This is a genomic window from Kitasatospora sp. NPDC094028 (assembly GCF_049543595.1).
GTDB lineage: Bacteria > Actinomycetota > Actinomycetes > Streptomycetales > Streptomycetaceae > Kitasatospora.
Genome location: NZ_JBMVFA010000016.1, coordinates 46,429 through 71,719 on the forward strand (window position 1 = coordinate 46,429; position 25,291 = coordinate 71,719).

Sequence of the window (25,291 nt, forward strand, 5' to 3'; positions counted from 1 at the left end):
TGATGGGTCGGTTCGTTCGAGTCTGCTCCCATGACACCCCCCTCCACCGTCGGCAGTGACCGACTCACCGAGCGGATGACCGCGCTGATCAGCGAGATCCGGGCCGTGGTGGACCGCGGACTGCCGCCGGAACTCACCGCCTACCTGGTCGGCGAACGCCTCGCCCCGCACCTGCTGGCCGCACCGGACGGGCCGGACGCGCTGCTCACCCCCGCCCAGCAGGAGGGCGACCCGCAGCGCTACCGCCAGCACGTCGTGCACGCCGAGGAGGACGGCAGCTTCTCCGTCGTCGCCCTGGTCTGGCTGCCCGGGCAGCAGACCTGCATCCACGACCACGTCTCCTGGTGCGTGGCCGGTGTCCACCAGGGCCAGGAGTCGGAGACCCGCTACCGGCTGGTCTCGGACGGCCGCACCGCCCGGCTCGTCGAGACCGAGCACGTCGCCGGCCCGGCCGGCAGCGTCGCCGCCTTCGCGCCGCCCGGGGACATCCACCTGGTGCGCAACGCGTGCAGCACCACCGCCATCTCCATCCACGTGTACGGCGCGGACGTCTCCCGGCTCGGCACCAGCATCCGGCGGGTCTACCGGCTGCCCGCCGACCGGGAGCAGTGAGCGGCGGCGTGGCACTCACCCTCAAGCAGCGCGCCGTCCGGACCCGCTCGCTGCCCCCGCTCGGCGGGGACACCCCCGGCCTGCTGCTCGCGGCGGCCGGGGTGGCCGCCGCGATCGGCGTCCACGCGGCCGTCCCGGCCGTGCCCAAGCTCACCGCGGCCGTCGTGCTCGGCATGGCGGCCGCCCACCTGCCCGGGCTGCGCCCGGTGGTGCGCGGGGTCGCCCGGTCGGGGCTGTCGCTCGCCGGGAAGCGGCTGATGCGGCTCGGCATCGTCCTGCTCGGGCTCAAGCTCAGCCTGGGCGACGTGCTCGGCCTCGGCTGGGCCACCGTCGCCATGGTGCTCGCGGTGGTCGCCGCGACCTTCACCGGGACGCTCTGGCTCGGACGGCGGCTCGGCCTGCCCGGGGACCAGCCGCTGCTGGTCGCCACCGGGTACTCGATCTGCGGCGCCTCGGCGATCGGCGCGGTCAGCCAGGCGGCCGGCAGCGACGAGGAGGACGTGGCGTCCTCGGTCGCGCTGGTCACCCTGTGCGGGACGCTGGCGATCGCCGTACTGCCGCTGCTCCAGCACCCGCTCGGGCTCGGCGACGTGGAGTTCGGGCGGTGGGTCGGCGCGAGCGTGCACGACGTCGGTCAGGTCGTCGCCACCGCGCAGAGCGGCGGGGCGGGGGCGCTGCGGGAGGCCGTGCTGGTCAAACTGATGCGGGTCGTGCTGCTGGCGCCGCTGGTCGCCGGGGTGGCCGTCGCGGTGCGGCGGCAGGCCCGGTGGGTGAAGGGCCGGGCCGGCGCGGACGCCGGGAGCGAGGCCGGGGCCGGGGCGGCGAAGGCGGGCGCGCGGCCGCCGATCGTCCCGCTGTTCGTGGCGGGGTTCCTGGCGATGATCGTGCTGCGCACCACCGGGGTGCTGCCCGAGCGGGCGCTGGGCCTGGCCGGGGACGCCCAGGAACTGCTGCTGGCCGCCGCGCTGTTCGGGCTCGGCAGCGCCGTGCACCTGCCGACCATGATCAGGACCGGCGGGCGGATCGCCCTGCTCGGGCTGGCCTCCTGGGTGGTCGTCGCGGGCGTCTCGTACGCGGGAGTGCTGGTCACGACCTGACCGGGGGCGTACCGGCGGCTCCGCTATTGTCGGGCGGGTACCCGGTCGGGTCGGTCGCACCCGCCCGACCGGGAGCCCCTGCCACCCGAGTTCGCCGAGGAAGCCGGATGACCACCGCACTGCCCGAACGCAACGGCGACGACGCCGTGGTGACCCTCGACCGCCGGGACGGCCCGTACGGCGAGGCGGTCCTGCGGCAGCGCGGGCAGCACTTCGAGATCATCGTCAACGGCTGCTTCCTGATGGACACCGTGGACGGCCGCTCCGAGCGGCTGCTGATCCAGGCGGCGCTGGACGAGCTGGAGCGCACCGGCGGCGCCGTCGAACGGCCCTCGGTCCTGATCGGCGGCCTCGGGGTCGGCTTCTCGCTCGCCTACGCGGCGGCCGAACCGCGCTGGGGGCGGATCGCCGTCGTCGAGCGCGAGAGCGCGATCATCGACTGGCACCGGAGTGGGCCGCTCGGTGCCTTCTCCGGGGGCGCGCTGGACGACGAGCGGGTCGCGGTGCTCCACACCGACCTGCTGGAGCACCTCGCGGCGGGCGACGGCGAGCGCTACGACGCGCTGTGCCTCGACATCGACAACGGCCCGGACTGGACCGTCACCGACTCCAACGACGGGCTGTACGGCGCGGACGGGCTCGCCGCGCTGTGGCGGCGGCTGCGGCCGGGCGGGGTGCTGGCGGTGTGGAGCGCGCAGCCCTCGGCGGCCTTCGAGGAGGCGCTGCGCGGGGCGGGCTTCTCCGACGTGGTGACGCACGAGATCCCGGTCAGCCGGGGCGTGCCGGACGTGGTGCACCTGGCCCGGCGGGCCGCGGGCTGAGCTGAACCAGGCCGCCCGTGAAGGGAGTTGACTGACCGTCAACTCCCTTCGGCGGCATCGGTTGTCGGCTGGTCGGGGCGCGCTGGAGGGTGGTGGTGGGCGGTGGCCGAGGCCGGGACGCCTTCGGAACGGATCGTGGCCGAGCTGCGACGACGCATCGTGGCGGGGGAGTTGGCGCCGGGGGCGCGGGTGCCGTCCACCCGGCGGATCACCCGGGAGTGGGGCGTGGCGATGGCCACCGCGACCAAGGTGCTGACCCGGCTGCGGGAGGAGGGGCTGGTCCGGGCCGTGCCGGGGGTCGGCACGGTGGTGGCCGGGGCGAAGTCCGTGCCGGAGCCCGTGCGGGAGGTGCGGCCGGCGGTGGCGCCGCAGGGGGAGGCGGCCGGGGCGCGGCGGGCCCGCGGCGGGGACCGTGAGCTCGGCCGGGAGCGGATCGTCGAGGTGGCCGTCCGGGTGGCCGACGCGGAAGGCCTGGCCGGGCTGTCGATGCGCCGGGTGGCGAGCGAGCTCGGGGCGGCCACCATGTCGCTCTACCGGCACGTGCCCGGCAAGGACGAGCTGCTGCGGCTGATGATGGACCGGGTGTTCGGCGAGCAGCCGCTGCCGGACCCGCCGGCGCCGGGCTGGCGGGCGCGGCTGGAGGAGATCTCCCGGCTGCAGTGGCGGATCTACCGGCGGCACCCCTGGCTGGCGTCCACCATGTCCTTCACCCGGCCGGTGCTGGCGCCGGACGCGGCGGTGCACACCGAGCGGGCGATCGCCGGCCTGATCGGCGCCGGGCTGACCCCGGAGGAGGCGGCCCAGGCCGCCGTGAGCCTGGCCGCCTTCACCTGCGGGCTGGCCGTCCACTTCGAGCGCGAGGAGCAGGCCGAGCAGGACAGCGGGATGTCCGCGGACGAGTGGATGAACGGGATCCACAACGAGGACCGGGACCGGCTGATGGCGGACCCGGAGAGGTTCCCGGTGTTCGACGCGCTGAACCGCGGGCCGGAACTCGACCTGGGGCTGGACGCGCTGTTCGAGTTCGGGACGGCGCGGATGCTGGACGGGCTCGGCGCGGTGATCGAGGCGCGGGCCGGGCGCGCCTGACGGTGCGGCGGGCCCGGCCGTACGGCGGGCGCGCCACACAGCGCGCGTGACCCGGCGGCGGGTCAGGGGATCCGGGCCTCGATCTCGCGGAGGTGGGCGGCGAGGATCTCCTCGAACGCGGCGCGGCGGTCCGCCCCGAGCGGGCGGACCTCGCGGGCGAAGTGGGCCAGCGCGGGGAAGCGCTCGGGGTCGGCGCCGAGCACTGCGACGCGGAACTGTTCCATGGCCTGTTCGTACTCCGTGGGCGTGATGCCGCCGATGTCGGCCTCGGCGGCGATGAGTGCGGCGAGCAGGATCACCAGGCGGTGGTACCGCACCGGGACGTCCCGGTCCGGCAGGCCGGCCGCGCGCAGGGCCTGCAGCAACTCCTCCATGACCAGCCGGGATCCGGTGCCGCCGGACGCGTACCGCCCCCACACGGTGGCGAGTTGGGGCTGCTCGCCGAAGGCCTCGCGCAGCCGCAGGGCCAGGGCGGTGATGCGCTGCTTCCAGTCACCCTCGGGGCGGTGGCCTTCCACGGCGGCCAGCAGGACCCGGTCGGCGACCGCGCGCAGCAGTTCGGTCTTGTTGGGGCCTGACGGCCGGCGCTCTCCCGGCTCGGCCTCGCCTGGCCGCTGACCAGGGGCGGCGACGTCGTCCCGTCCCGGGCAGCTCCCGCCGCCGCCACCTGCGCGACGACCTGGCCGCCCTGGACCTGCGGCTGAGCGACGCCGACCTCGGCGACATCGCCGCCGCCGTCCCCGGCACCGGGGCCCTGGGCACCCGGTACGGGGAGCACGGGACGGCGCTGATCGACCGGTGCGGCCGCCGGGGCTCAGCCGAAGGGGCGGTGTTCCGGTGCCCGGTCCGCCTCGGCGTCCGCGGCGGGCTCGTCCGGCGGGGTGAGGGGCATGGTCGGCGGGGCGAAGGGGTCGAAGTCCGGCGGGGGGATCATGACCGGGGTGCCCTTGCGGGGCTTCGGCTCGTCCTCGGCGGCGGATTCGGCGGCGGGCTCCGCGGCGGGCGCGGCCTGGGCCGGGATGCGCGGCGGGGTGCTGGGCGGCGGCGGGACGGCCGGGCCGTCCGAGGCGACGGTGGTGCCGAACGGGTCGCGCGGCTGCTCGGCCGCGACCGTCGTGCCGAACGGGTCGGGTGCCGCGCCCGCTCCGGCCGCCGCGGCGGGTTCGGCGGGTGGGGTGAGGGGCATGGTCGGCGGGGCGAAGGGGTCGAAGTCCGGCGGGGGGATCATGACCGGGGTGCCCTTGCGCGGCTTCTGCTCCTCCTCGGCGCCGGGCTCCGCGGTGGGCTCCGCGGCGGGCGCGGCCGACAGCGGCTCCACCACCGGCTGCGCAGCCGGTTCGGCGGCCGGCGCGGGCTCGGCGACCGGCGCGAAGGGGTTGAAGTCCGCGGGCGGGACGCGCACCGGGGTGCCGCGCAGGTCCACCGGCAGCTCCGGCACCTCCGCCTCGGCCGGCGCGGGCGCGGGCGCGAGTGCGGCGTCGGGAACGGCGGCGGGCACGGGCACGGCCGCCGGCCGCACCGGCTCGCCGTCCCAGCCGAACTGGATGCTCTTCAGCAGCTCCGCGAACGCGTCGGTGTACAGCTCCCAGTCCTCCGGCCGCGCCGTGGACAGCTGGACGCAGAGCAGGGTGCCGCCGTCCGGCAGCGGCACGAAGGCCTCGACCACCGAGGTGACGACCCAGCGCCGCTGCCCGTCCGAGGCGAGCGGTGCGGGCACCGGGACGGTCCGCCCCTCGACCAGGACGGCGGCCGGCCCGGCCGGCAGCAGGACCGTCCACACCTCGGCGTGCCGCCGTACGGTGGCCAGTTCGGTGGCGAGCGCGGTGATCGGCAGCGGGTGCCGGGCGAGCGAGACGACCAGGGTGGCGTCGGTGGCGCGGCCGTCCGACTCCAGGGCGCAGACGCCCGCGTAGGCCGTGCCGGAGTCCTGCAGGAGGTCGGCGAGGGTGGCGGCGATCACCGCGAAGTCGCGGCGCGGCTCCCGGCCGGCGCCGCCGAACAGCTCGTCGGCGACCTCGCCCAGGTGCCCGGACAGCTCCTCGGCCGCCGCGAGCGCGGCCGGGTCGGTGCCGGCCGCGCCGGTGCCGGCCGCGCCGGGCTCCCGGGCGGGGACGGTCCGGGCGGTGGCCCCGGCGGGCCCGCCGGGGGAGGTCAGCGGGTGGAAGCCGGGCGGGACGACGAGCCGGACCTCGGCGCCCGCGCCGGTGGGCAGTTCGACGGGTTGCCGGGTCTGCTGCCCGGCCGCGAGCGCGGCCAGCGCCGGGGTGAACGGCGGGCGCAGCTTGGCGTCGGCGAACTCGCCGGTGACGGGCAGTTGGAACAGCGCGGCCGAGGTGGTGCCCCGGTCGGCGATGGCCCCGCGCACCGCCCCGCCGCCGTAGCGCTCGTGCAGGTCGGCGGTGGCCCGGTCGGCGAGGCGCGCGCCGCTGCCGGGGCGGGCCGTGCCGGCGGTGATCACCGTGCCGAGCCGGTCGAGGGTGGTGTGCACCGGCCCGTTGGGGGCCAGCGGGAGCCCGAACAGCGCTTCGGCGGCCGGGTGCGGGGCCGCCGCGCGCAGGGCGGTCAGCGAGGCCGCCGGGTGGCGGGTGGTGCGGTGGTCGAAGAGGGCGTCGGTGAGTGTGCCGAGGGTCGCGCAGACCTGTTCCGCGGCCGCGAAGGGGTTGGCCTCCGGGCTGAACTGGACGTCCTGGGTCACCTGGTGAGCCCCCCGCTCTGCTGCGTCTGCCGTCGGTGGTTCGGGTCGGACCGGTCGCGCCCGGGGCGGCGTGCCGTCGGATCCCCGCCCATTCCTATCAGAGGCCGCCGCTCCGGTTGAACCGCAGGATCATCCGGTGATCGTCAGCCGGCCGTCCCGGCGCCGCCCTCGGTGGCCTGCGGGGACTCCTCGGGCGCGGTGCCGGCGGCCAGCGCGGTGACCGCCTCCGGGAGGCCGGGGACGGCGAACAGCCCGGCGAGGTCCCGCACCAGGCGCCCGGTCGGGCCGTCCGGGCGCTCGTCGGCGAAGAACCCGGCCAGTTCGGCGGCGAGCGCCGGCTCCCGGGCGGCCGTGATGGTGAGCGCGGCGACGAACTCCTGCACCAGGTGCAGCTGCAACTCCTCCAGCGGCACCGAGCGTTCGGACAGCCACTCCAGCGAGGTGATCTCGGCGTTGGCGATCCAGGCCCGGACGGCCAGCCGCAGGCCGGGGCTCGGCGCGGGGAGCGCGAGGTGGGAGAGGATCTGGTCGTGGGCGGCCCGGCGGACCTCGTCGATCACGGCCGAGGTGTCCGCGCTGGCCGCCACCGAGCCGCCGCGCAGCAGCGCGGCGAAGCCGGGCCCGTGGCTGTGCACGAAGTCCAGGTAGCGGCCCATCACCCGGTACAGCCGCTCGGACAGCGGCCCCTCCATCGGCTCCTCGAAGCGGGCCGACAGCTCCTGCCCGGCCCGGCGCAGGGACTCCTCGTAGATCGCCTGCTTGCCGGGGAAGTAGTGGTAGACCAGCGGTCGGGAGGCGCCCGCGGCGGCGGCGATGTCGTCGATCGACACCTCCTCCGGCGGGCGCCGGCTGAACAGCTCCAGGGCGACGGCGATCAGCTGTTCGCGCCGCTCGTCCACACTGAGCCGCCGGCGCGGCCGCTCGCCGGTCGCGCCCCGGTCGGCTGCGGCGGTCCGTGCAACGCGGTCGGCCGTCGGCGACGGCGTACGGGAGGCCATGCGCGCCACCCTATAAGGCGGGCGTTCGAACGCCCATGCGGCGTCGCCGTGCTCCGGGTCAGCCCGCGCGCAGCTCCTGGTAGCGGCGGTAGGCCTCGATGCCGTCCGGGACGAAGGTGTCCCGGGTGAGCCGCTCGGCGAGCTCGGCGGGGGTGATCCAGTCGTGCCAGGCGACCTCGGACACCTGCGGGGAGACCGGGCCGTCCCACTCGGCCTCGTACATGTCGCACCACCAGGACAGGCCGGCCGCGTCGTCCTGGTAGAGGAACTTGAACATCGGGCGCGGGACGATGCCCTCCACGCCCAGCTCCTCCTGGGCCTCGCGGACGGCGGCCTCGGCGTAGGTCTCGCCGGAGCCGACCACGCCGCCGACCCACATGTCGTAGGCGCCGGGGGAGAACAGCTTGGTGTCGGTGCGGCGGTGGACGAAGATCCGGCCGCGCGGGTCGCGGACCATCACGAAGACGCACCGGTGGGTCAGGCCCTGCCGGTACACCTCCCCGCGCAGGGCGGTCCCGATCACCCGGTCGTGCTCGTCGACGATGTCCAGTACTTCTTCGGCGGGGTTGCTCATGGTCGACACGTTAAGGTTTCCGGGCCCGATGCGTAGGAAGATCGGGAAAGCATGAATCCGGTACGGAACAAGCTGAGGACGGCGCACGGTGGTGCAGATCTGGGGCGGGACGGCCGAGGGGTTCGAGCCCGTACGGGCGGCGTTCGCGCGGAACTTCGCCGAGTACGGCGAGCTGGGCGCGGCCTTCGCGCTGTACGTGCGCGGCCGCAGGGTGGTCGACCTGTGGGGCGGTGACGCCCGGCCCGAGGTCGGCGGGCGGCCCTCGCCCGCCGTGCCGTGGACGGCGGACACCGCGCAGGTGCTGCGCTCGGTCACCAAGGGCCTGACCGCGACCGTCGCGCTGCTGCTGGCCGAGCGCGGCCGGCTGGACCTGGACGCGCCGGTGGCCTCGTACTGGCCGGAGTTCAAGGCCGAGGGCAAGGGCGAGATACCGGTGCGCTGGCTGCTGTCGCACCAGGCCGGCGTGCCCGCGCTGGACGAGCCGCTGCGGCTGGAGGAGGTGCTCACCTGGGAGCGCGCCGCGGCCGCCGTCGCCGCGCAGGCGCCCGCCTGGGAGCCCGGCACCGCGCACGGCTACCACCCGTACACCTTCGGCTGGCTGGTCGGCGAGGTGGTGCGGCGGACGAGCGGCCGCACCGTCGGGCAGTACTTCGCCGAGGAGATCGCCCGCCCGCTCGGGCTGGACCTGTGGATCGGCCTGCCGGCCGCCGCCGAGGCCCGGGTCGGCAAGCTGGTCGACCTGCCCGCGCCCGACGCGGCCCGCAGCGGCCCGAGCGGGCTGCGGCTGCGCCCCAAGCAGTCCGTCCGGGACGCCTACCAGGACCCGACCTCACTGACCGCCCGCTCCTTCGCCTCGGTCGGCCCCACGGTCGACCTCAACGACCCGGCGGTGCACGCCGCCGAGATCCCCGGCGGGAACGGCATCGGGACGGCCCGCTCGCTGGCCCGCTTCTACGCGGCGCTGATCGGCGTGGCCGACCGGGCGGACGGCTCCGGCGAGCCGCTGCCGCCGTTGCTCGGGCCCGAGGTGCTGAGCCGCGCGCTCGGCCCGGCGGTGAGCGGCCCGGACCGGGTGCTGATCGTCAACTCCACCTTCGGCCTGGGCTTCTGGCGGCACGGCCCGACCGCGCCGATGGCCTCCCCGGCGAGCTTCGGCCACCCGGGCCGGGGCGGCTGCCTGGGCTTCGCCGACCCGGACCTCGGGCTGGGCTTCGGCTACGTCACCAACGGCATGCAGCCGGGCGTGACCGGGGACGTCCGCTCGCGCAACCTGATCCGCGCGGTGCGGGAGTGCCTGGGGCTGGAGCGGTAGCGCCGGGCCCGGCCGGTGGCGTCAGGCCTGGCCGGTCTCGAAGCGGCTGATCCGGCCGCCGTCGACGGTGAAGCGCCAGGCGGTGCGCATCTCGCCCCAGGTGTCGTTGGTGAAGTTGGCGACCAGCGCGTGGCCGCCGCCCGACTCGGTCAGGACGTCCATGTGGCCGCGCGAGGAGAAGATCTCCCGCTCGGTCCAGTCGGCGAGGTCGCGGTCGGAGCCGTCGTCGGACATGGTCGCGCCCGGGGTGAGGACGGCCTCGAAGGCCGCCCGGTCGCCCGCGTTGACCGCGGTGACGAAGGCGCGCACGGCGGGGTCGGTGAGCTTGGCGGTGGAGATGCTCATCGCGGCGGGACTCCTCGGGGAGGTGTGGGTAGGGGAGTCCTGTCTACGGCGTTCGCGCGGGCCGTCCGGGCATGTCGGCGGCGCGTCGGCAAAATCGCCGGATTCATGTGCTTAGATCCCGAAACGGGTGATTTCGCCCCTCGGGCCCGCCACGGGGAGTGGCGGTGGAGCGGGAGGTCCGCCCGGACCTCCCGCTCCACTTTCGCCGCCCGGGCGGCTAGAACAGCCCGGTCGCGTCGGGGGAGTAGCTGACCAGCAGGTTCTTGGTCTGCTGGTAGTGCTCCAGCAGCGCCTTGTGGCCCTCCCGGCCGATGCCGGAGTTCTTGTAGCCGCCGAACGCCGCGTGTGCGGCATTCGCATAAGGGGGTACAGGAGGGGATGGAGTTCTGCCAGCTCAGAGACCTGATCAGGAGGCTAGCCCGGCAAGAGTTGCCTGAAGGCTGGCTGCGAGCCCCTGAAGCTCGGTGCGGCTCATGAGGGCCAGGTCGGCCTCTTCGGCCTTCCAATACCCGGCCCACTGCGATGCGGCGTCCTCGTGAACGCGAAGCATGTCCGCCAGTGATCCGCGGAGTTCTTCGATGAGGAGCACGAGATCGGCCGGCGTGAGCGAGTGCAGGCGCATGTTCCGGGAGCGGGAGACGTCCGCCTGGGCGAGTTCGATCTGGATGGAAACGAGCCTCGGCGTGGGTGGGGCGGAGGGAACGTCCGGCGGCTCGGTGCGACCAAACGGGGTGGAGGATGTGCTGATTACATGTACCGCTGGCATATTCATGCGGTCGCGCTCACCGGGTGTCTCCAGACTGGCTGGCTATGACGAGGGTTTGGGAGGCCGAGGCGGGCCTGCGTGCGTCATCCCCCTCGCCGGATGGGGCGAGGGGGCGGCGCGATCGAGGAGTGGACGGGAGGGGTGATCGGGCTGGCGGATGTCCTTGCCGGTCGGCCGTGTTTTAGTTCCAGCCGGAGTCGGCGGCAGTGGCCGTGGGCGCCGGGGTGGGCTGGGGGGCCGGCGTGGTGCTGGGGGTGACGACGTTCCAGCCGGAGTCGGCCTGGCGGGCGGTCGCGGGCGTCTCCGTGGCGATGGCAAAGGCGCCGGCCGCGGCGAGTGCTACGGCGGCGGCGATGATGCGGATCTTCATGTTCGTCCCTGGGCGTGAAGGTGCCTGTCAGGCAGTATGGGCGCGGTGAACCTCGTGTGGTTGAGGGTTGCACGATGATTGTCGGTTCGGGCACGCGATGTGATCAAGGGCTGGGGCGTGCGAGAATTCGCAATGCGGATTTTCCCCTTCCGGAGAGGCGCCTGCCCCATGTCAACCCCCGCTCCCCTCGGCGGATTTGAGGCAACAACGATCAGCGATGAGGCGCGTGGTCTCTACATCTCCATGCGCCTCGGCGCCCCTGTCGATGAGTCCCGAGACCTGGGGGCACTGGCTGAGCTCCTCGACTTCGGCCTGGTCTCCTTCTACGAGCGGGGGGGCGAGCGGGGGGGCGAGCGAATATATGTCACTTTGGACCCGCAGGAGGCGGCTGCGCGGAAGCAGCGCCGCCTCTACCAGCAGATCAGCCGGGCCATGTCCGAGGCCGCAGGGCTTCCGGAGTCACTGCAGGACCTGGCGATGGCTTACCACTACTCGGTGCCGGACCCTCTGGAGGGTTCTGTGGAGCACTTGTCGGGAATGGAGAGAATTAACTCCCGTCTGTCAGAGCTCATCTCCACTGCTACGCACGAGCTTCTGACGGCTCAGCCGGGGGGGCCTCGTCCGGTCGAGGTTCTACGGTTTGCGCTGGCTCGGGATCTCGCTGCGCTTCGCCGTGGTGTCGCGATGCGGACGCTCTATCGGGTGTCCGCAAGGTCGGAGCGACCGACAGCGGAGTGGGTGACGACTATCTCGGAAGCCGGTGGTCTCGTGCGGACGCTGGACGCGGATTTTCTGCGTCTCGTGATCATCGACCGGCGGGCTGCTGCGTTGACGGACTTCACGCCTTGGACGGGGTCCGGGCCGGAGCCTGTCCGGGGGTTGATCGTCCACGATGAGGGGGTGGTCCACTACCTCGCCGCGATGTTCGACCAGGACTGGAGCCGTGCTGTGGCATGGCGGGGCGAGGAGGCCAAGGCGCCGGCTGGGCTGACGGACCTGCAGCGGGCTGTTGTCCTGCGTGTCGCGGCTGGGTCGGATCAGGCGGCGGTTGCCCGTGAGGTGGGGATCAGTCCGCGGAGGGTGTTTGCTCAGCTTGCCGAGTTGCGGGCTGCCTATGGGTGCAACTCGACGGCCCAGCTCATGTATGAGCTGGGCCGGCGGGCGGGTCTTCGGGAGGCTGCTTCAGGCGCGGCGGTGGCGTCTGAGTCGGGCTGAGAGTAGGCGGATGATGCGCTTCGTCTCGGCTATGGCGGCGGTGTGGTCGGCCGATCCGTCGTCGGTGCGGGACAGGTGGGCGGCGTGCGCGTAGGCGGCCTTGAGGTCTTCGATGGCGTTGTCCGTGTTGAACGGTTCGTCGAGGCTCCAGCCCGGGGGTTTGGTCATGTCGGCGCTCCGTTTGCGTACCGCGCGTGCGGTTTTCCATGCTATCGAACATGCGGTCGGGTAAGTGGTGGGTTTGGTATGCAGACTTTCGATCATGGACCGGCCAGCGTCAAGGGGTGCCGACTCCGCCTCGCCGCCCGCCCGATGCCCGCCAGCTGCAGGAACGCCGCGAGGTGGGAGCCCGGATCAGGTATTTGCGCCGCCAGCAGCATGTGAGCCAGGAGCGTCTTGGCCAGCTGATCGGGCGTGACCGGCAGTCGATCAGCAACTGGGAGATCGCCCGGACGGCGCCCAGCCTCGATGACCTCGTTGCCGTCGCCCGGGCACTCGGCGTCGAGACGTGGAGGTTGCTCTACGGGTGACCTTGGCCGGCCGGTCCGCGGACCGGCCGGCCAAGGAGCCGCGTTACTCGGAGTCGGGCACCGGTACGAGGAACGCGCGCCGCACAGGGCGCCCTTCTTGCTCAGCCGTCTCCAGCTCCTGGCGGTGCCACGCGGCCAGATCCGCATCATCCGGGTCGGACATGTCTACCTCCTCCCTTCCCGGGCAGCGTATTGGCAGCGGGCGACGCCGTGCCGCTAGACCGCCACCCCGGGCTTGGGCTTGGGGATGATGACGATCGGACTGCAGTTCGGGGCGTGCTGGCACGAGGCCGCGACGGACACGAGACTGTCGTCAGTCGGCGCCCGCCACAGCTCCGCGTCGACCTCGAACCCAGCTGCCCGGATAGCCTCCTGCGTCTGCGCCAGGATGTCCGGGGCGAAGTTCTCCGGGGCGAAGCCGGGGCTGTGGTGCACGAACACGCCCTCGCGGGCACACAGCTCGGCGTAGGCCTCGGTGTGGACGATGAGCGCGTGCCATCCCTCGTCCACGATCCGGCTGGGCGCCATGGCCAGGTGGGGCTGCCGGGCGGCCGTGACGACGAACGCGATCGCCTCGCGCACGATGCGCTCCGCCATGCCGACCGCCATGCCGTTGTTGTTGTCGAGCACGGTGGACACGACGGAGGCCACGTTCGCCTCGCCCATGAAGACGTTCGCCGCGACGGGGTACGTCGGCCCGGGCGGCCTCGTCGGCCCGGGCGGGGGCGTCGGAGCCGGTGCGGGCGTGGGAGTGGTCATGGTGGTGCTCCTCTCGGTGGTGTCGAGTGGTGCGGCCTCCCGGAGCCTGGAGTCGTCCTCAGGTCCCGGGAGGAGACAAAAGGAGGGCGGACAGAAGCAGTGCGGACAGGACCATCAGGCCGGCAACGGAGACCGCGCACGACGACGCCAGCCGATGGGCTGGGGCTCGGTGGCGGCCGGTCACCGGTGCTTCTTCGCGTGGTGCTCGCGCATGCGGATCCGTACGTCCACCGCTCTCGACCGGTCGAAGCGGCGCTCAGCCTCGGCGTGCCGCTCGGCCAGCTCGCTGCACTCGGCGTGCGGGGGGTCCAACCTCACCGCGCCACCCCGCCGGGCAGCGACCGGTAGCCGGCGATGTACCCCTGGCGGCGGCGCCAGTCCTCCGCGCCGGCCTGTGTGGAGTAGATCCTGGTCGTGCCCTCGTCGTCCTGGACCAGGGTGTCGGTCTCGGTGTCGCGGATCGCCCAGCGGCCGGGCGCCTGCTGCTCGACCCGGTAGCGGGCCAGGGTCCTCTGTGCCCGGGTGAGCCCGTCTCCACGCCAGATCCGGACCGTGGTCTGCTCCATCGGGCCGAGGTCGAGCGGTAGCTCGACAGCGCCCTGGCCGTCGAGCAGTCGCTCCAGCTCCAGGGTGTCGCCGCTGCCCAGCAGGCGTTTCATGTGCCGGCGCGCGTAGTCGCCGAGCGGCAGATTTTGGATGGCCTGCCAGAGGATCGTCTGCGCCTGCTCGAACGGTGCAGCGGTCACCGTCAAGACCCCGTCGACTGCGACCCGCAGGTCGGCGTCCTTGGTCTCCACGTCGCCCTCTCCTCGAATGCACTTGGGATGCGCAACCACGGCCCAGCCGAGCGGGGCCCGCCCCGGGCCGGTCGGCGTCTCCACGTGGCCAGCCGGAACCAGCTCTCCGTCCTCGCCGCCGCAGCGGATGCAGGCCTCGGCCTGGAGCTGGGCGCGGGTGGGAGGCACCGAATTCGTCACACCTGAATCGTCGGGTCACCTGATGGGACGTCATACCGCGTTTGCGGGACGTCTCGGACGTTTCGCTGGTACACCTTGAAACGTCCCAACTGTGAGAGGCGAGCCCGTGACCAGCCCACTCCGCGACGCGATGGCCCGTGCCAACATGACCGAGTCCCGGCTCGCCCGGGTGTGTGGAGTCGACCCCAAGACCGTCAGCAGGTGGATCTCCAACCCGCAGCGCGAGCCCCACGCCCGGCACCGCGCAGCAGCCAGCCGGGCCCTCAATGAGGAGGAGACCGTGCTCTGGCCGTCTGTACAGCAGCTGGTGAAGTCGGGACCGGACCGTGAGCTGGTGCAGATGTACCCGTACCGGTCGGCGGCGCCCGCCACGCTGTGGCGTCAGCTCGCCAAGGGGGCGACCCGAGAGCTCGTGTTCGCCGGTTACACCAACTACTTCCTGTGGCTGGAGCACGCCAACTTCGGTGCTCTTCTGCGGAAGAAGGCCGCGGCGGGCTGTCGAGTCCGGTTCGTTCTTGGCGACCCGGCCAGCCCGATTACGCGACAGCGCGAGACCGAGGAGGACGTGCCGCTCACCTTGTCCACCCGGATCGAGGTCACTCTGTCCGAGCTGGCGAAGCTCCGGGACACCGCGATCGAGGCTCGGTACGAGACCGGGCACGTCAGCCTGTCGGCCTTCCGGTTCGACAACGACATGATCGTCACGCCCCTGCTGCCCGGTAGGATCGGCCACGACGCCCCGATGATGCACCTCCGCAGATGTCAGGACGACGGCGTGTTCGACCGGTTCGCTGGCCACATCGAGGACTTGTGGGCCAAGGGGCGCGACGTGTGGACGATCCCGACCGCGGAGGTGGCGCATGCCCAGGCGTGACTACGAGGACGACCCGAACGCCCCCAAGGCGAACAGTCTCGTCCCTGCGGCAAGCGTCGTGGTCGTCGACGACGCCGGCCGCGTCCTGCTCCAGCGTCGCACCGACAACGGCATGTGGGCCCTACCCGGCGGCAAGATGGACTTGGGCGAATCCCTCGCCGGGTGCGGCATTCGCGAGACCTACGAGGAGACCGGCCTCGACATCGAGATCACTGGGATCGTCGGCACCTACACCAACCCCGGCCACGTCTTCGCTTACGACGACGGCGAGGTCCGCCAGGAGTTCAGCATCTGCCTCCTCGGGCGCCCGGTCGCTGGGGAGCTTCGGGTCTCCGACGAGTCTCATGAGGTTGCGTGGTTCACCCCGGCCGAGACGGACGACCTGCCGATGGTGTCTAGCATTCGCAAGCGGCTGGCTGATTGGCGGTCCGGGGCGATCCCGGTGGTGCGCTGACCTGCGTCGTCCGACCCTGGTCGTACGATGACGACATGGCCGACGCACCTGATCTTCCCGCTGACCTGCTGCCCCTGCATATCGCCGCTCTCCGTGCGGACCGGGCCATGACCACGGTTCGGGAGGCCGGTGGTGATGTCGAGGCCGCGCGTGAGGTGTACCTTCAGGCGGCTGCCGCGTTGGAGGCCCACCCCTACTGGGAGCAGGCCCGGCAGGCCGGCACTCGCCACAAGGCTTGGCAGGCTTCGCTCGATGCCGCGAAGGCCATGCTCGACGGCGAATCGGACTGAGCGCGGACACGCCGGAGCGTCCCCGCCCTCCCGAAGGGGAGCGGGGACGCGGTGCTTCAGCCCAGCGGAGGCACAACCATGGCCGTCGCGTCGTCCCGGTACCCGTCCGCCGCCGGCTCCGCAGCAGCCACCAGCGCCTCCGCCAGCCGCTGCGGATCGTCCTGGTGCTCACGTACCAGCGCCGCCACCCGGTCCTCGGGCACCTGGTCGTGAACCCCGTCCGAGGTCAGCACCAGCAGGCCATCCGCAGGGACGGCCACGACCGGCACCGTCGCAGGCACCGCGGTCCCGATCGTCACACCGACGTAGTCCGCGAGCGCCGACACCGGCACCTCACCGGCACCTCGGGCCGCCTTTGTCAGGTAGGCCGCGAGGTTGTGGTCGGTCGTCAGTTGGTGCAGCTGCTCGCCGTCCCACCTGTAGGCGCGGCAGTCCCCGGCCCACGCCACCTGCCTGCTGCCGTCGTCCCGCAGCACCGCCAGCACGCCCACGCCATCCGGGCCCGGGTCCCGGACGAGCACCCCGGCGTGTAGCAGCCCGCCGAGCACGCCCACCAGGGCGCCAGCGCGGGCTGCGGACTCGGCGAGCATCGGTGCCAGGCGCACGATGTCCGGGTCGTGGCCCATCCCGTCGATCAGGGCGACGGTGGTCCAGCCTGTGGCGTCGGAGGTGTAGGTGGCTGTGGCGTCGGCGATGGGGCCCGCGGTGCCCTCGCGCTGGGCGATCCCGATGGTGGTCATCCGGCCATGGTGTCGTGGTCTGGGTGGCTGTCTGGCGAAAACGCGCAAAGCGCCCCGTCCTTCTGGAGGAGAGTGGGCCATTTTGCTTGCCTGGTAACCCAGTTGGGTGAAGCAGCTTGAACTTTGCCTCACCGTGAGGCAAAGTTATCGGCGTAGCCAAGGAGGGCCGAGATGACCACCGTCACCACCACCAACGCCGCCACCCAGGCCGGAGTCACGGTCGCCACCATCCGCACCTGGTGCCGCACCGGGGCCATCGCCGCCACCAAGCGCGCCGGCCGCTGGGCCATCGACGCCGCCTCCCTCGCCTACCGCATCAAGCTCCCCACCCTCCTCCGCAAGACCCGCCAGGTCGCCCTCACCGTCGAGAACCTGCTCGCCATCGGCGGCAACCGCTGGCAGAAGAACGGCATGGACCGCGTCTACCTCAACGACTGGGCCTCCTTCGCCGGCCTCAGCACCTCGCACTACAACACCGGCAACATCGCCTCCGCCTCCTGGCAGGGCGAGCACATCTCCAACTCCCAGGCCCGGCTCATCCTCGGCTCCCTGACCAAGGTGTGGTTCGACACCGCAGACGGCAAGCTCCACGGCTACTTCGGCCACTCCGAGTCCCGCATCGCCACCCAGGACGAGATCTGGCAGGCAACGACCGCTGGCATCCGTGCCGCCGTCGCCGCCCTCTGAACACCTCCGAAAGGAATCGGCATGGTCACCACCACCAACTACGGCAGCTGGCTCAACCACACCAAGCACAGCCTCACGCCCGAAGCCGTCATCCTCGACTTCATCAACGGCGGTGGCACCGAATGGTGTGAACGCGTCGACGAATGCGGCGCGTTCAGCCTCATGGGCAGTGACTACCGCGACGCCGTCCAGGCCGCGTTGCCGGACGGCGTCTACCTGACCGGCGACGAGTTCATCGGCCCGGCTTACGAGAAGGACCAGGACTGGGACGGCGAACTCGACATCAGCGAGATCATCGAAGGCATCGACCTTGGCCCGATCGTCGAACGCTGGGACCCCGACGCGGAGTGGACCATCGAAGACGTCGCTGACCGCATCGGCGCCGGCAGCACCGGATCTGCCCGCAAGACCCTCTCCCGATGGGACATCGAGGCCATCGGCCGCCAGCCAGGCCGAGGAGGCCAGTCCATCTACCGCGCCGAGAACGTCATCGCCGCCATGAACGACCGCCCCGGCCGCGGCGCCCGCACCGACCTCAAGGGCGACGACGAATGAGCGAGCAGTGCGCGGCTGAGGGCCGCGGATGCGGCAGCACCTGGGGCTGGCGAGCAGGCGGCCGGTGCCGAAACTGTCGAGCCGCCCACAACGAGGACACCGCCGCTCGCCGTAGGGCAAGGAAGGCTCCAGGCCCGGAGGTCATTACCGCCTACGCGCAGGGTCTTGAACGCGGCGAGGACCCACTGACAACAGCCCGCAAGCTCGGGATGCACCCGCGGACGGCACTATCACTGGCAAAGGACCATCCGCGAGTCGCTGCCGCTATGGCCCCGGGTGGCGGACGCCCAGACGGTCTCCCTCCATCCAAGGAAGCACGCCAGGCCGACTACCTCAAGGCGCTGATCGACCACAACGGTGTCGTGGCAGATGCCCTGCAGGCAGCTGGGATGACAAATGCCGCTCTTACGGACTGGCGCCGTAACAGGCAGTTCAAGACTGCGGAACGGGCACTCAAGGAGTGGCTCGCTCACCGGCCCGCCGTGCCTGCGCAAAGGCGGTCCCACGGCCGGACCAGCCCGGGCCAGTACGACCGTCTGCTGGGTCTCCTTGAGGACCCCAATGTCACCATCATCGAAGCGGCTCGTAAGGCGGGCCTCAGCCGAGGGAACATTCAGTACCGCCTCGAACACGACGGCGATTTCGCCCAACGGTTCAACAAGCTGCGGCCAGTGGGGCAGAACGGCCGGAGAAGTCGACCATAAGGGAACAAGGCAAAGTCGCCCCCGCCCGGCACGTGGCCGAGCGGGGGCGAAGTCGTCAGGGATGAAGGACAGCGAGCGCGGTGCCGACGACCGTCGCGACCGCGACGACCACCCCGGCGACGACTCCCCACGTGGACATCCGGCGCCGACGCGCGCGTTCGACCTCCTCGTCGGCGGTCACCTCGCGCTCCAGCCGGTTGATGCGGCGGTCGTGCTCGGCGAGTTCCGACGTCACTGTCTTGAGCTGCTCGTCGGTCTGGCCAGCCCGTTGGACGAGCAGCGCCAGCGATCCCTTGGTCTCTGCGAACCCGGTCGACACGGCTCCTTCGAGCTTGGCCAAGGCGACGGCGAGGACGGCCTGAGGGTCCTGCGCCGGGGTGCTCACTCGCGGCTCCCGACCGGTGCCACCTGCGCTCTGGCTGGCACGGACGGGGCGACTGGCGCGGTGACCTGCGTGCGCGTCCACATCCCCACCCCGGCCGCGACCAGCGACATCACCACCGCCTGCTGGTCCGCGCGCAGGTGGAGGCCGAGGCCCACGGCGAGGGCGACGACGGACTGGACGGCGCCGAGAAGCGCGGCCGACAGCCCGTCGTGCACGATCACTGCGACAGCCACGCCGACGATCGCGGCGGCGGCCGCGTTGATCGCGGCCTGCTGGCTGTCGGTGACGTGTAGACCGAAGGCGGCAACCGCCTTGACGGCCACGGCGATGAGGGTCAGCCACAGGGCCGGCTCCCGGCCCAGGATCTTGGGCATCGGCGTCACGAGGTCACCGCCTTCGGCGCGACAGCCGGGGTGCCGGTCACGTCGACCTGGACGTGGACCGTCGCCGTGGCGATCGCCTGCTGTACTGCGGTCTGAAGCGCGGTGAGGGCCGCGGGCGGCAGGGTGGAGAGCGCGGCGGTCAGCTGCGGCAGGAGGCCGCCCCAGGCCTGGCCAGTGGCCTCCGGGACCGGAGTGCCGGTCAGGGCCTTCTGGAGCCACCACCCGACCGCGAACGCGTTGGCGTCGCGGACCTGAGTCGAGGACCCCTCCTCGCGGAGCACGGCGCCGAGCGAGGAGCGGACCTGCGGCAGGAGAGCGGACCAGCCTCCGTTCGCCCCGGTCGGGACCTGGCCGGCGAGCGCGGCCTGGAGCCACCAGTGGACCGCGAACGCGTTGGCGTCGCGGATCGCCGGGTCGGAGGCGAGCCGCGCGGCGACGGCGTCGGTGATTGCCTGGATGTCCTGCGGGGTCACGATGTCCTCCGGGGTGGTGTTTGGGCGCGGGGCGCCGGCCTGGACCCACGCGTACAGGGGGCTGCCGGGGCAGTCGGTCTGGTAGCCGTCCTTGTGGCCCTTGATCTCGGGGCCAGCGGGGCCGTGCTGCTGGCAGTACTCGATCGCGTCGCGCAGGCCCTGGAGCTGCTCCGGCGTGGGCTCGGTCGAGCCGGACGACCCAAGGAAGGCGCAGACGGCGTAGTGGGCCTCGTTGAGTGGGACGTCACCGTTGGCGCTGTTCCGGCGGGTGAGCCCGCGCCCCTCGAAGACGACGCCGTGCTCGCAGACGCAGAGGCTGTAGCCGATGTCGGACCAGCCGTTGCTGTCCATGTGCTCGGCCTGGACCTTGCGGACGTAGGCAGAACAGCCAGCGTGGTCCCCGAAGGTGTAGGGGCTGCCCAGATAGTGGATCTTCACGCCAAGGCGCGGGCCGGCGTACGGGATCGAGCCGTTCGGCTCCTTCCACGGCTTGGCCCCCCACTGGTCGCGGGTGACCAACTGCAAGCCCGGCCACGGTGCGGCGTGCGGCGCTACCGGGGCAGGCGCCGAAGCGCCGGCCCACGCCCTCAGGTCGTCGATCGTGCCGTTGTACATGTCGCAGTCGAGTGGGTTGTCCGTCCACTGATGGAAGCGCCAAGCGGCCTGGACCCGGGGCGAGCCGGCCGCGACATAGTCGGCGATCCACAAGAAGTCGGCCGCGTTGTCGTCGGTGCGGTGCCACCAGTCGACGCTCGTGTAGAGCCCCACCCGGTTGTTCGGGTAGCGCTGTTTGATTGCCGTCAGCCAGGCGTTCTTGACGGCGGTCGCGGCCGCATCGGCGACAGGCTGACCGTACGGCTCGAAGTCCAGCACCAGTAGTTCGCCCGCCGGGACGGTGCCGACCACCTGGCAGAAGTGGTCTATCTCGCCCTCGATGGGGTTCTCGGCGTGTAGGAAGTGGTAGTGGCCGACGACCAGTCCACGGCCCCGCGCATCAGCGAGCTTGGCAGCGTAGCCCTGCTGGTTGGTGCGACCGCCCTCGGTTGCCTTGATGAAGACAAACTGTGCGTCGCTGGGGATGTTGGCCTGGTAGTCGCTGACGTCATAGCCAATCGCGAACGTCATGGTGCATTCTCCTCCTGAGAAGCGCCCGGGGCATACATGCCGGCGGCGAATGATTCGTCCGGGGGTTCCACACCCAGGTGCGCACCGATCGCCCGATTCCAGGCGAGGGACCTCTCGTTGGTCTCGTAGTCGTGCTCAGCCCTGACCCGGTCGTGCTCGGCCTGCCGGTTCTGCGACATGAGGATGATCGGCGTGGCGTACGCGGCCTCAGCAGACATGAACAGGTTCAGGAATACGAAGGGGAACGGATCCCACCTGTCTCGATTGATCATCAGAACGAGAGCGTCTTGCGGGCTGTGCGCAACTCCAACTACGTGGAGTAGGGCGACGATGGCCTGGGTGTTGACGACCATCCAGATGATCATCAGTGCGGTCTGAAGGATGATGAACTTCCAACTGCCGACGAACGCCGCTGTTGCATCCGCGACCCTGTCACCGAAAGACCGGCCGTCGTGCCGGGCGATGTTCGCTGGGTGCCGGTGTTCCGCCATGAGCCGTCTCACCTGCCGGAATTCCGTGCGACGTTGAGCATGTGGTGATGGACGGCGTCGATGCGTGCGCGGGCCTCGGCGGCGACGAGGGGGTCCCGGATGATGGTCGCCTGGTTGTCCTGGAGCGCTTCGCCGGAGTGGCTCCAGTTGGTGGAGCCGGTGACGACATCGAGGCCGTCAACAACCAGCATTTTGAGATGCATGATCGCGCCGTGCTCGCTCCGGCCGATCGCCACGCTCGACGCCGGATACGACTCCCGCCCGAGCAACAGGCGCTCGTGGACGCCGCCGGCCTGACTGCTGTCAAGCGTGAGCTGGACGAACACCTTCTCGTCCGTCAGCTTCTCCTGGATCGCGTCGGCGAGGTCGTCGTCGTCGAAGCCGTACATCGCCACGATGAGACTGGAGTTGGCCGAGCGAACCAGGTCGAGGAGCATGCTGTGGACGTCGTCGACCGGCGAGTACCAGGTGCGGACGTTGATCGGGTAGCCGGGCGGGAAGCCGTTTGTCTTGTGCCTGTCGAGCATGGTGAGGTTGGCCAGGGCCATGGGTGTCTCCCGGGGCATGAGAATGCCCCCTGCCAGTGGCGCGGGGGCGGAGGTTCGGATCGGATTACCTGGTGCGGTGGCCGAGGGGAGGGGTCACACGGGTCCGCCCGGGCTGATGGCGGCGACCACGGCCACTGCCGCGCACACGAGGACGAGGATCAGGTACGTCTCGCCCGCGGATCGGCCGATCGACTCGGGAGGCTGCCCGTCCTCGGCCGGAAGGCGGGTGCGGGCTGCGCTGATGGCCGCGCCAAGTACGGCGAGGACCACGCCGGTCCCGGCCAGCGCGGCAGGGCCGGACAGGACCAGGTACGGGAGCGCCGGCAGGATCGTTCCCGCCGCGGTGGCGGCACCGAGGACCAAGGCTCGGGTGAGCCGGGTGAGCCGCGTCTGGGCGCGCTCCGAAAGCCATGCGCCGGCGGCCATGCTCATCCCGGCGGACACCGCGCCGAGGCACGCGGCGTGCACCACGTCCTCGGCCGGCACGCCTTGAACGACGCCGATGATCGAGTTGGCGCCGTCGAAGCCTCCGAAGATAGCGGGTCCGAGCAGCGTCAGGGCGTTGCGGTTCACGAGTCCCCCGATGGTTTGCGGGCATGCGAAACCCCCGGGGGCGGCCGGGGGTTCATACGGTCGGCAGGTACGGGAACAGGGGCAATTAGCTGACAGCCGCCCACAGAGTCGTCATGCCGCTGAGGGAGTTGTTGCCGGGAGTGATAGTCGCCGGCAGGCTCGTCAGGCCGGTGCCGTTGACCGCGAATCGGTAGGCCGCGGCCGCAAGGCCCGCGTTCGGTGTGGCCAGGAACGAGGAGGAGCGGCCAAGGGTGGTTGGGGTCGTGGCGTTGTTGACGAACGCGATCCAGTACATGCCTGCCGGGGCAGAGTAGGAGGCGCTGAACGTCGCGGTGAGGAGCCCGGGAGAGGCGATGCCGGCGTCGATGGATCCGGCCGCCGTGGAGGCACGCAGGCTACCGCCCGAGTCGTAGAGCCCGACGAAATTCTGGTTGGCGGTGACGCCGGCTGCCGCCGTGGCGATGCTGAGGTACGCCTTGGTGAGCGTGGTGGCGAACCTGATCGGCACCCGGGCCAGGTACAGGGTGCCGCTGGTGGTCAGTGTGGTGTTGACCGCACCGGTCGGGTCGTAGGTCCATGCCGCGAGCCCGTGGTCGGACGGGTAGTACACCCCCGCGGGGAAGGTGATGCCAGCGACGCTCGCGGAACCCGCCACCGTCAGGTTTCCGCTGGCCGTCACGCCCCCGGTGAGGGTGGAGGTTCCTGTGACCGACAGGTTGGTGCCGACGTTGATGGCGCCGCTGGCGGTCACCGTCCCGGTGAGGGTAGAGGTGCCCGTGACGGTCAGGTTGGTGCCGACGCCGAGGGTTCCGGCGGTGGTCACGGCCCCGGTCAGGGTGGAGGTTCCGGCAACGGACAGGCTGGCGCCAGCGGTCACGTTCCCGGTGAGGGTGGACGTTCCTGCGGCCGACAGGTTGGCTCCGGCCGCGAGGGACCCGTCTGTGGTCAGGGTTGCGGCTGCGGACCGGTACAGGTTGGTGTCCGTCCCGGTTGACCCGCCGGGGCCCCAGCCGTGCCTTCCGTTGGAGTCCACGGTGAGTCTGGGCTGCGTGTCGCCTGTCACCTGCACGGCCAGGGTCTTGTCCGCCGCGGCGTTCGAGGTGATGTTGACGTTTGCGCTGGTGGGCGCGGAGGTCGTGTTGCTGACCTGGAGTACGCCCCCGCCAGAAGCCGCGGTACTGAGGGACTCGGTGAGGCCCGTGATCGCACCGTCGACACTGAGGGCGGCCGTGTGGGGGGTGGTGGCGTTGGTGACGGTGAGGTTGCCGCCCTGGGCGGTGACGGTGCCGGTGTAGACCGCGCTTCCGGTGGTCGTGTAGGTCGGGGCGGGGACGGAACTCATGGCACCCTCCCTGTCAGAGTGCCAGGTACGGCAGCAGGGTGTTCGCGATGAACTGGTGGCCCGCGTCGCTAGGGTGGACGGTGTCGGATCCGGCGGCGCCGGGGTTGGATGCCGAGGCCCAGTAGCCGAGTGACTGCCAGTAGTTCCAGGTGTTGTCGCCGATGGTCCAGAAGTCGACGAGGGCGGCGCCGAACGCCTCCGCCAGCCCGCGGGCGGGGCCTGCGTAGTCCTGGTAGAGGTAGTTCGTGTCGAAGTTGCCGACGTTCGGCAGCACGATCATCAGCTCGGCGTTGGAGTTGGCGTCGCGGACGTTCTGCATGAGCAGCCGGGTGTTGCGGGCCCACGTGTCGCCGGTGTCGCCGTGTGCAGCGTCGTTGGGGCCGTGGGCGAAGATCACCAGGTCGGCCGGGTAGGACGCGCCCGCGTTGAACGGCGTGGCGAGGGTCTGGTCCGCGAGGGCGTAGTCGCCTGCCCGGCTGCCGTACCGGGAGAAGTCGTTGACGATCACCCCACTGGTGGTCTCCCCGGCGATGCCGACCACCGACAGGAAGTTGCTGCCGGTCCCGGCGTAGGTGATGACAACCTGGTGGGCTCCGGCCGCGAGCCCGCTGATGGCGGTCGTGCGGATCGTGGCCTGGGCGGAGCCGGAGTCGGTGACGGTGACCGCTGCGCCGCCGTCGATCGAGTAGGTCCAGTTGGCGTGGTTGCCGCCGCCGTCCACCGTGAAGATTTTGGCGATGGTCCCGAACACGGACAGGGTCCATGTGGCCCCGGACGCCTGCGTGTACACGTAGTAGCCGCCGGGGCCGTACGCGCTGCCGCCGGCGCTCCACGCACCGCCGAGGGTGGCCAGGTTGCCCTGGGCGTTGTAGACGTTTGTCGCTGCTGTCGGGACGCCGTTCGCGGACTGGAACAGCGCCGTCATGGACGAGGAGCGGAACCCGGAGCCGCCGGCACCGCACGTGGCCTGCAGCGAGCTTCGCAGCAGCCCGAGCCAGCCCTTGACGCGCAGGTCGGAGGCGTAGTAGCCCTGCGTGGAGGATCCGCCCATGGCGGCGGCCACGGCCGTGCCGGTGCCGGCCTGCGCGGCAGCCAGCTTGGTCTTCCAATTCGCGCCCCATCCCGGCGGGATGTAGATCCCCTTGCCGGTGTTGGCGATGCCGTACACGTTTGCGGTCAAGGCGGGTTTCTCCTGGTCAGATCAGTTTGCCGAGGATCACGTACGTCTGCTGTGCGCCGACCGGCATGACGAGGACGTGGTCGCCTGCGGTGGGCGTGTAGGACGACAGGCGCTGGTAGGGGCCGGTCAGGGTGGTGGACCCGTTGAGGTAGGCCCTGGGCTGGCCGGAGGTGTAGGACGGGTCGATGACCGCGGGAAGTGCGGCGAGCGGCCAGCCGGAGTCGATGCCTGCGGTGCGCGCTTCGAGCCGGGCCAGCCGCTGTTGCATGGCCTGGAGTTCGGCGGGGAAGCGCTGCTCCAGCGGGTGCGGGTAGAGGGGCATCGGCG

Annotated in this window: 32 protein-coding genes and 2 pseudogenes; 12 read left to right on the forward strand and 22 right to left on the reverse strand. The window is 71.8% G+C overall.

Going from position 1 to position 25,291, the window contains the following annotated elements; translation table 11 throughout:
• Window positions 1–30 precede the first annotated feature (30 nt).
• The 4 genes from ACPC54_RS23230 to ACPC54_RS23245 all read left to right on the forward strand — a co-directional run bounded on the left by ACPC54_RS23230 (window position 31) and on the right by ACPC54_RS23245 (window position 3,619).
• The gene (locus tag ACPC54_RS23230; RefSeq protein ID WP_498967307.1) at window positions 31–612 is read left to right on the forward strand and encodes a cysteine dioxygenase family protein; all 582 of its coding nucleotides are present in this window, start codon (window positions 31–33) and stop codon (window positions 610–612) included.
• Between the two features lie 50 nt (window positions 613–662).
• The gene (locus ACPC54_RS23235) at window positions 663–1,709 is read left to right on the forward strand and encodes a YeiH family protein (protein ID WP_498967578.1); all 1,047 of its coding nucleotides are present in this window, start codon (window positions 663–665) and stop codon (window positions 1,707–1,709) included.
• Window positions 1,710–1,816: 107 nt separating this feature from the next.
• The gene (locus ACPC54_RS23240; protein WP_498967309.1) at window positions 1,817–2,530 is read left to right on the forward strand and encodes a spermidine synthase family protein; all 714 of its coding nucleotides are present in this window, start codon (window positions 1,817–1,819) and stop codon (window positions 2,528–2,530) included.
• A gap of 135 nt (window positions 2,531–2,665) precedes the next feature.
• The gene (locus ACPC54_RS23245) at window positions 2,666–3,619 is read left to right on the forward strand and encodes a TetR/AcrR family transcriptional regulator C-terminal domain-containing protein (protein ID WP_498967310.1); all 954 of its coding nucleotides are present in this window, start codon (window positions 2,666–2,668) and stop codon (window positions 3,617–3,619) included.
• Window positions 3,620–3,681: 62 nt separating this feature from the next.
• Here the strand turns inward: ACPC54_RS23245 and ACPC54_RS23250 are convergent.
• From ACPC54_RS23250 to ACPC54_RS23265, 4 genes and pseudogenes are all read right to left on the reverse strand, one after another.
• A pseudogene (locus ACPC54_RS23250) lies at window positions 3,682–4,188 on the reverse strand (TetR/AcrR family transcriptional regulator C-terminal domain-containing protein); the annotation flags it as partial.
• Window positions 4,189–4,433: 245 nt separating this feature from the next.
• Window positions 4,434–6,314, reverse strand: a complete 1,881-nt coding sequence (locus ACPC54_RS23255) for a hypothetical protein (protein ID WP_498967311.1) — start codon at window positions 6,312–6,314, stop codon at window positions 4,434–4,436.
• Window positions 6,315–6,457: 143 nt separating this feature from the next.
• Window positions 6,458–7,312, reverse strand: coding sequence for a TetR/AcrR family transcriptional regulator (locus ACPC54_RS23260; protein WP_498967314.1), 855 nt, complete (start codon window positions 7,310–7,312; stop codon window positions 6,458–6,460).
• 58 nt (window positions 7,313–7,370) lie between these two features.
• Window positions 7,371–7,886: an NUDIX hydrolase gene (locus ACPC54_RS23265; RefSeq protein ID WP_498967316.1), complete on the reverse strand. Its 516-nt coding sequence runs from the start codon at window positions 7,884–7,886 to the stop codon at window positions 7,371–7,373.
• 88 nt (window positions 7,887–7,974) lie between these two features.
• Between ACPC54_RS23265 and ACPC54_RS23270 the strand changes: the two genes are divergently transcribed.
• Window positions 7,975–9,198, forward strand: a complete 1,224-nt coding sequence (locus tag ACPC54_RS23270) for a serine hydrolase domain-containing protein (RefSeq protein ID WP_498967317.1) — start codon at window positions 7,975–7,977, stop codon at window positions 9,196–9,198.
• A gap of 21 nt (window positions 9,199–9,219) precedes the next feature.
• Here the strand turns inward: ACPC54_RS23270 and ACPC54_RS23275 are convergent, their stop codons facing one another.
• The 4 genes and pseudogenes from ACPC54_RS23275 to ACPC54_RS23290 form a co-directional block, all read right to left on the reverse strand.
• Entirely contained in the window at window positions 9,220–9,543 is a 324-nt protein-coding gene (locus ACPC54_RS23275; protein ID WP_498967318.1) for a nuclear transport factor 2-like protein, read from the reverse strand.
• 217 nt (window positions 9,544–9,760) lie between these two features.
• Window positions 9,761–9,904 (reverse strand): annotated as a pseudogene (locus ACPC54_RS23280) (aldehyde dehydrogenase family protein); the annotation flags it as partial.
• A 45-nt stretch (window positions 9,905–9,949) separates the two neighbouring features.
• Window positions 9,950–10,165 (reverse strand): hypothetical protein, encoded by a 216-nt coding sequence (locus tag ACPC54_RS23285; protein ID WP_498967320.1) that lies wholly within the window; start codon window positions 10,163–10,165, stop codon window positions 9,950–9,952.
• 325 nt (window positions 10,166–10,490) lie between these two features.
• Window positions 10,491–10,679, reverse strand: a complete 189-nt coding sequence (locus tag ACPC54_RS23290) for a hypothetical protein (RefSeq protein ID WP_498967321.1) — start codon at window positions 10,677–10,679, stop codon at window positions 10,491–10,493.
• A 168-nt stretch (window positions 10,680–10,847) separates the two neighbouring features.
• On the opposite strand from ACPC54_RS23290, the gene ACPC54_RS23295 reads away from it, so the two are divergent.
• On the forward strand, window positions 10,848–11,894 hold the full coding sequence (locus tag ACPC54_RS23295; protein WP_498967322.1) for a hypothetical protein: 1,047 nt from the start codon (window positions 10,848–10,850) through the stop codon (window positions 11,892–11,894).
• On the opposite strand, the gene ACPC54_RS23300 is transcribed toward ACPC54_RS23295, so the two are convergent.
• Window positions 11,862–12,062, reverse strand: coding sequence for a hypothetical protein (locus tag ACPC54_RS23300; protein ID WP_498967324.1), 201 nt, complete (start codon window positions 12,060–12,062; stop codon window positions 11,862–11,864). The genes ACPC54_RS23295 and ACPC54_RS23300 overlap by 33 nt on opposite strands.
• Before the next feature lie 116 nt (window positions 12,063–12,178).
• Here ACPC54_RS23300 and ACPC54_RS23305 point away from each other — a divergent pair, with 116 nt between their 5' ends.
• Entirely contained in the window at window positions 12,179–12,424 is a 246-nt protein-coding gene (locus ACPC54_RS23305; protein WP_498967325.1) for a helix-turn-helix domain-containing protein, read from the forward strand.
• A gap of 216 nt (window positions 12,425–12,640) precedes the next feature.
• Here ACPC54_RS23305 and ACPC54_RS23310 read toward each other — a convergent pair whose 3' ends face one another.
• From ACPC54_RS23310 to ACPC54_RS23320, 3 genes are all read right to left on the reverse strand, one after another.
• Complete coding sequence (locus ACPC54_RS23310) at window positions 12,641–13,183, reverse strand: UCP032817 domain-containing protein (protein ID WP_498967326.1); 543 nt, start codon at window positions 13,181–13,183, stop codon at window positions 12,641–12,643.
• Between the two features lie 180 nt (window positions 13,184–13,363).
• Entirely contained in the window at window positions 13,364–13,501 is a 138-nt protein-coding gene (locus ACPC54_RS23315; RefSeq protein ID WP_498967328.1) for a hypothetical protein, read from the reverse strand.
• Window positions 13,498–14,160, reverse strand: coding sequence for a hypothetical protein (locus tag ACPC54_RS23320; protein WP_498967329.1), 663 nt, complete (start codon window positions 14,158–14,160; stop codon window positions 13,498–13,500). Before ACPC54_RS23320 ends, ACPC54_RS23315 begins: the two co-directional genes overlap by 4 nt.
• A gap of 106 nt (window positions 14,161–14,266) precedes the next feature.
• Here ACPC54_RS23320 and ACPC54_RS23325 point away from each other — a divergent pair, with 106 nt between their 5' ends.
• From ACPC54_RS23325 to ACPC54_RS23335, 3 genes are read left to right on the forward strand one after another with little or no spacing between them, the layout of a single operon-like run.
• Complete coding sequence (locus ACPC54_RS23325) at window positions 14,267–15,034, forward strand: helix-turn-helix domain-containing protein (RefSeq protein ID WP_498967330.1); 768 nt, start codon at window positions 14,267–14,269, stop codon at window positions 15,032–15,034.
• Window positions 15,021–15,488, forward strand: a complete 468-nt coding sequence (locus ACPC54_RS23330) for an NUDIX hydrolase (protein WP_498967331.1) — start codon at window positions 15,021–15,023, stop codon at window positions 15,486–15,488. The genes ACPC54_RS23325 and ACPC54_RS23330 overlap by 14 nt, the downstream gene beginning before the upstream one ends.
• Before the next feature lie 35 nt (window positions 15,489–15,523).
• Window positions 15,524–15,778, forward strand: coding sequence for a hypothetical protein (locus tag ACPC54_RS23335; RefSeq protein ID WP_498967332.1), 255 nt, complete (start codon window positions 15,524–15,526; stop codon window positions 15,776–15,778).
• A gap of 56 nt (window positions 15,779–15,834) precedes the next feature.
• On the opposite strand, the gene ACPC54_RS23340 is transcribed toward ACPC54_RS23335, so the two are convergent.
• Entirely contained in the window at window positions 15,835–16,518 is a 684-nt protein-coding gene (locus ACPC54_RS23340) for a SpoIIE family protein phosphatase (protein ID WP_498967334.1), read from the reverse strand.
• A gap of 171 nt (window positions 16,519–16,689) precedes the next feature.
• On the opposite strand from ACPC54_RS23340, the gene ACPC54_RS23345 reads away from it, so the two are divergent.
• Window positions 16,690–17,205 (forward strand): helix-turn-helix domain-containing protein, encoded by a 516-nt coding sequence (locus ACPC54_RS23345; RefSeq protein ID WP_498967335.1) that lies wholly within the window; start codon window positions 16,690–16,692, stop codon window positions 17,203–17,205.
• 21 nt (window positions 17,206–17,226) lie between these two features.
• Complete coding sequence (locus ACPC54_RS23350) at window positions 17,227–17,760, forward strand: hypothetical protein (RefSeq protein ID WP_498967337.1); 534 nt, start codon at window positions 17,227–17,229, stop codon at window positions 17,758–17,760.
• A 759-nt stretch (window positions 17,761–18,519) separates the two neighbouring features.
• Here ACPC54_RS23350 and ACPC54_RS23355 read toward each other — a convergent pair.
• The 9 genes from ACPC54_RS23355 to ACPC54_RS23395 all read right to left on the reverse strand — a co-directional run bounded on the left by ACPC54_RS23355 (window position 18,520) and on the right by ACPC54_RS23395 (window position 25,286).
• On the reverse strand, window positions 18,520–18,849 hold the full coding sequence (locus tag ACPC54_RS23355) for a hypothetical protein (RefSeq protein ID WP_498967339.1): 330 nt from the start codon (window positions 18,847–18,849) through the stop codon (window positions 18,520–18,522).
• Window positions 18,846–19,223, reverse strand: coding sequence for a hypothetical protein (locus ACPC54_RS23360; RefSeq protein ID WP_498967341.1), 378 nt, complete (start codon window positions 19,221–19,223; stop codon window positions 18,846–18,848). The genes ACPC54_RS23355 and ACPC54_RS23360 overlap by 4 nt, the downstream gene beginning before the upstream one ends.
• A 5-nt stretch (window positions 19,224–19,228) precedes the next feature.
• Window positions 19,229–20,830 (reverse strand): GH25 family lysozyme, encoded by a 1,602-nt coding sequence (locus ACPC54_RS23365; RefSeq protein ID WP_498967343.1) that lies wholly within the window; start codon window positions 20,828–20,830, stop codon window positions 19,229–19,231.
• Entirely contained in the window at window positions 20,827–21,321 is a 495-nt protein-coding gene (locus ACPC54_RS23370; RefSeq protein WP_498967345.1) for a DUF1003 domain-containing protein, read from the reverse strand. The genes ACPC54_RS23365 and ACPC54_RS23370 overlap by 4 nt, the downstream gene beginning before the upstream one ends.
• Window positions 21,322–21,329: 8 nt before the next feature.
• Entirely contained in the window at window positions 21,330–21,869 is a 540-nt protein-coding gene (locus ACPC54_RS23375) for a phospholipase D-like domain-containing protein (protein ID WP_498967347.1), read from the reverse strand.
• Between the two features lie 93 nt (window positions 21,870–21,962).
• Entirely contained in the window at window positions 21,963–22,442 is a 480-nt protein-coding gene (locus ACPC54_RS23380; protein WP_498967349.1) for a VIT1/CCC1 transporter family protein, read from the reverse strand.
• 85 nt (window positions 22,443–22,527) lie between these two features.
• Window positions 22,528–23,784, reverse strand: coding sequence for a beta strand repeat-containing protein (locus ACPC54_RS23385; RefSeq protein ID WP_498967351.1), 1,257 nt, complete (start codon window positions 23,782–23,784; stop codon window positions 22,528–22,530).
• Window positions 23,785–23,797: 13 nt separating this feature from the next.
• Window positions 23,798–24,964: an SGNH/GDSL hydrolase family protein gene (locus tag ACPC54_RS23390; RefSeq protein ID WP_498967353.1), complete on the reverse strand. Its 1,167-nt coding sequence runs from the start codon at window positions 24,962–24,964 to the stop codon at window positions 23,798–23,800.
• Between the two features lie 16 nt (window positions 24,965–24,980).
• The gene (locus ACPC54_RS23395; protein ID WP_498967355.1) at window positions 24,981–25,286 is read right to left on the reverse strand and encodes a hypothetical protein; all 306 of its coding nucleotides are present in this window, start codon (window positions 25,284–25,286) and stop codon (window positions 24,981–24,983) included.
• Window positions 25,287–25,291: the final 5 nt, after the last annotated feature.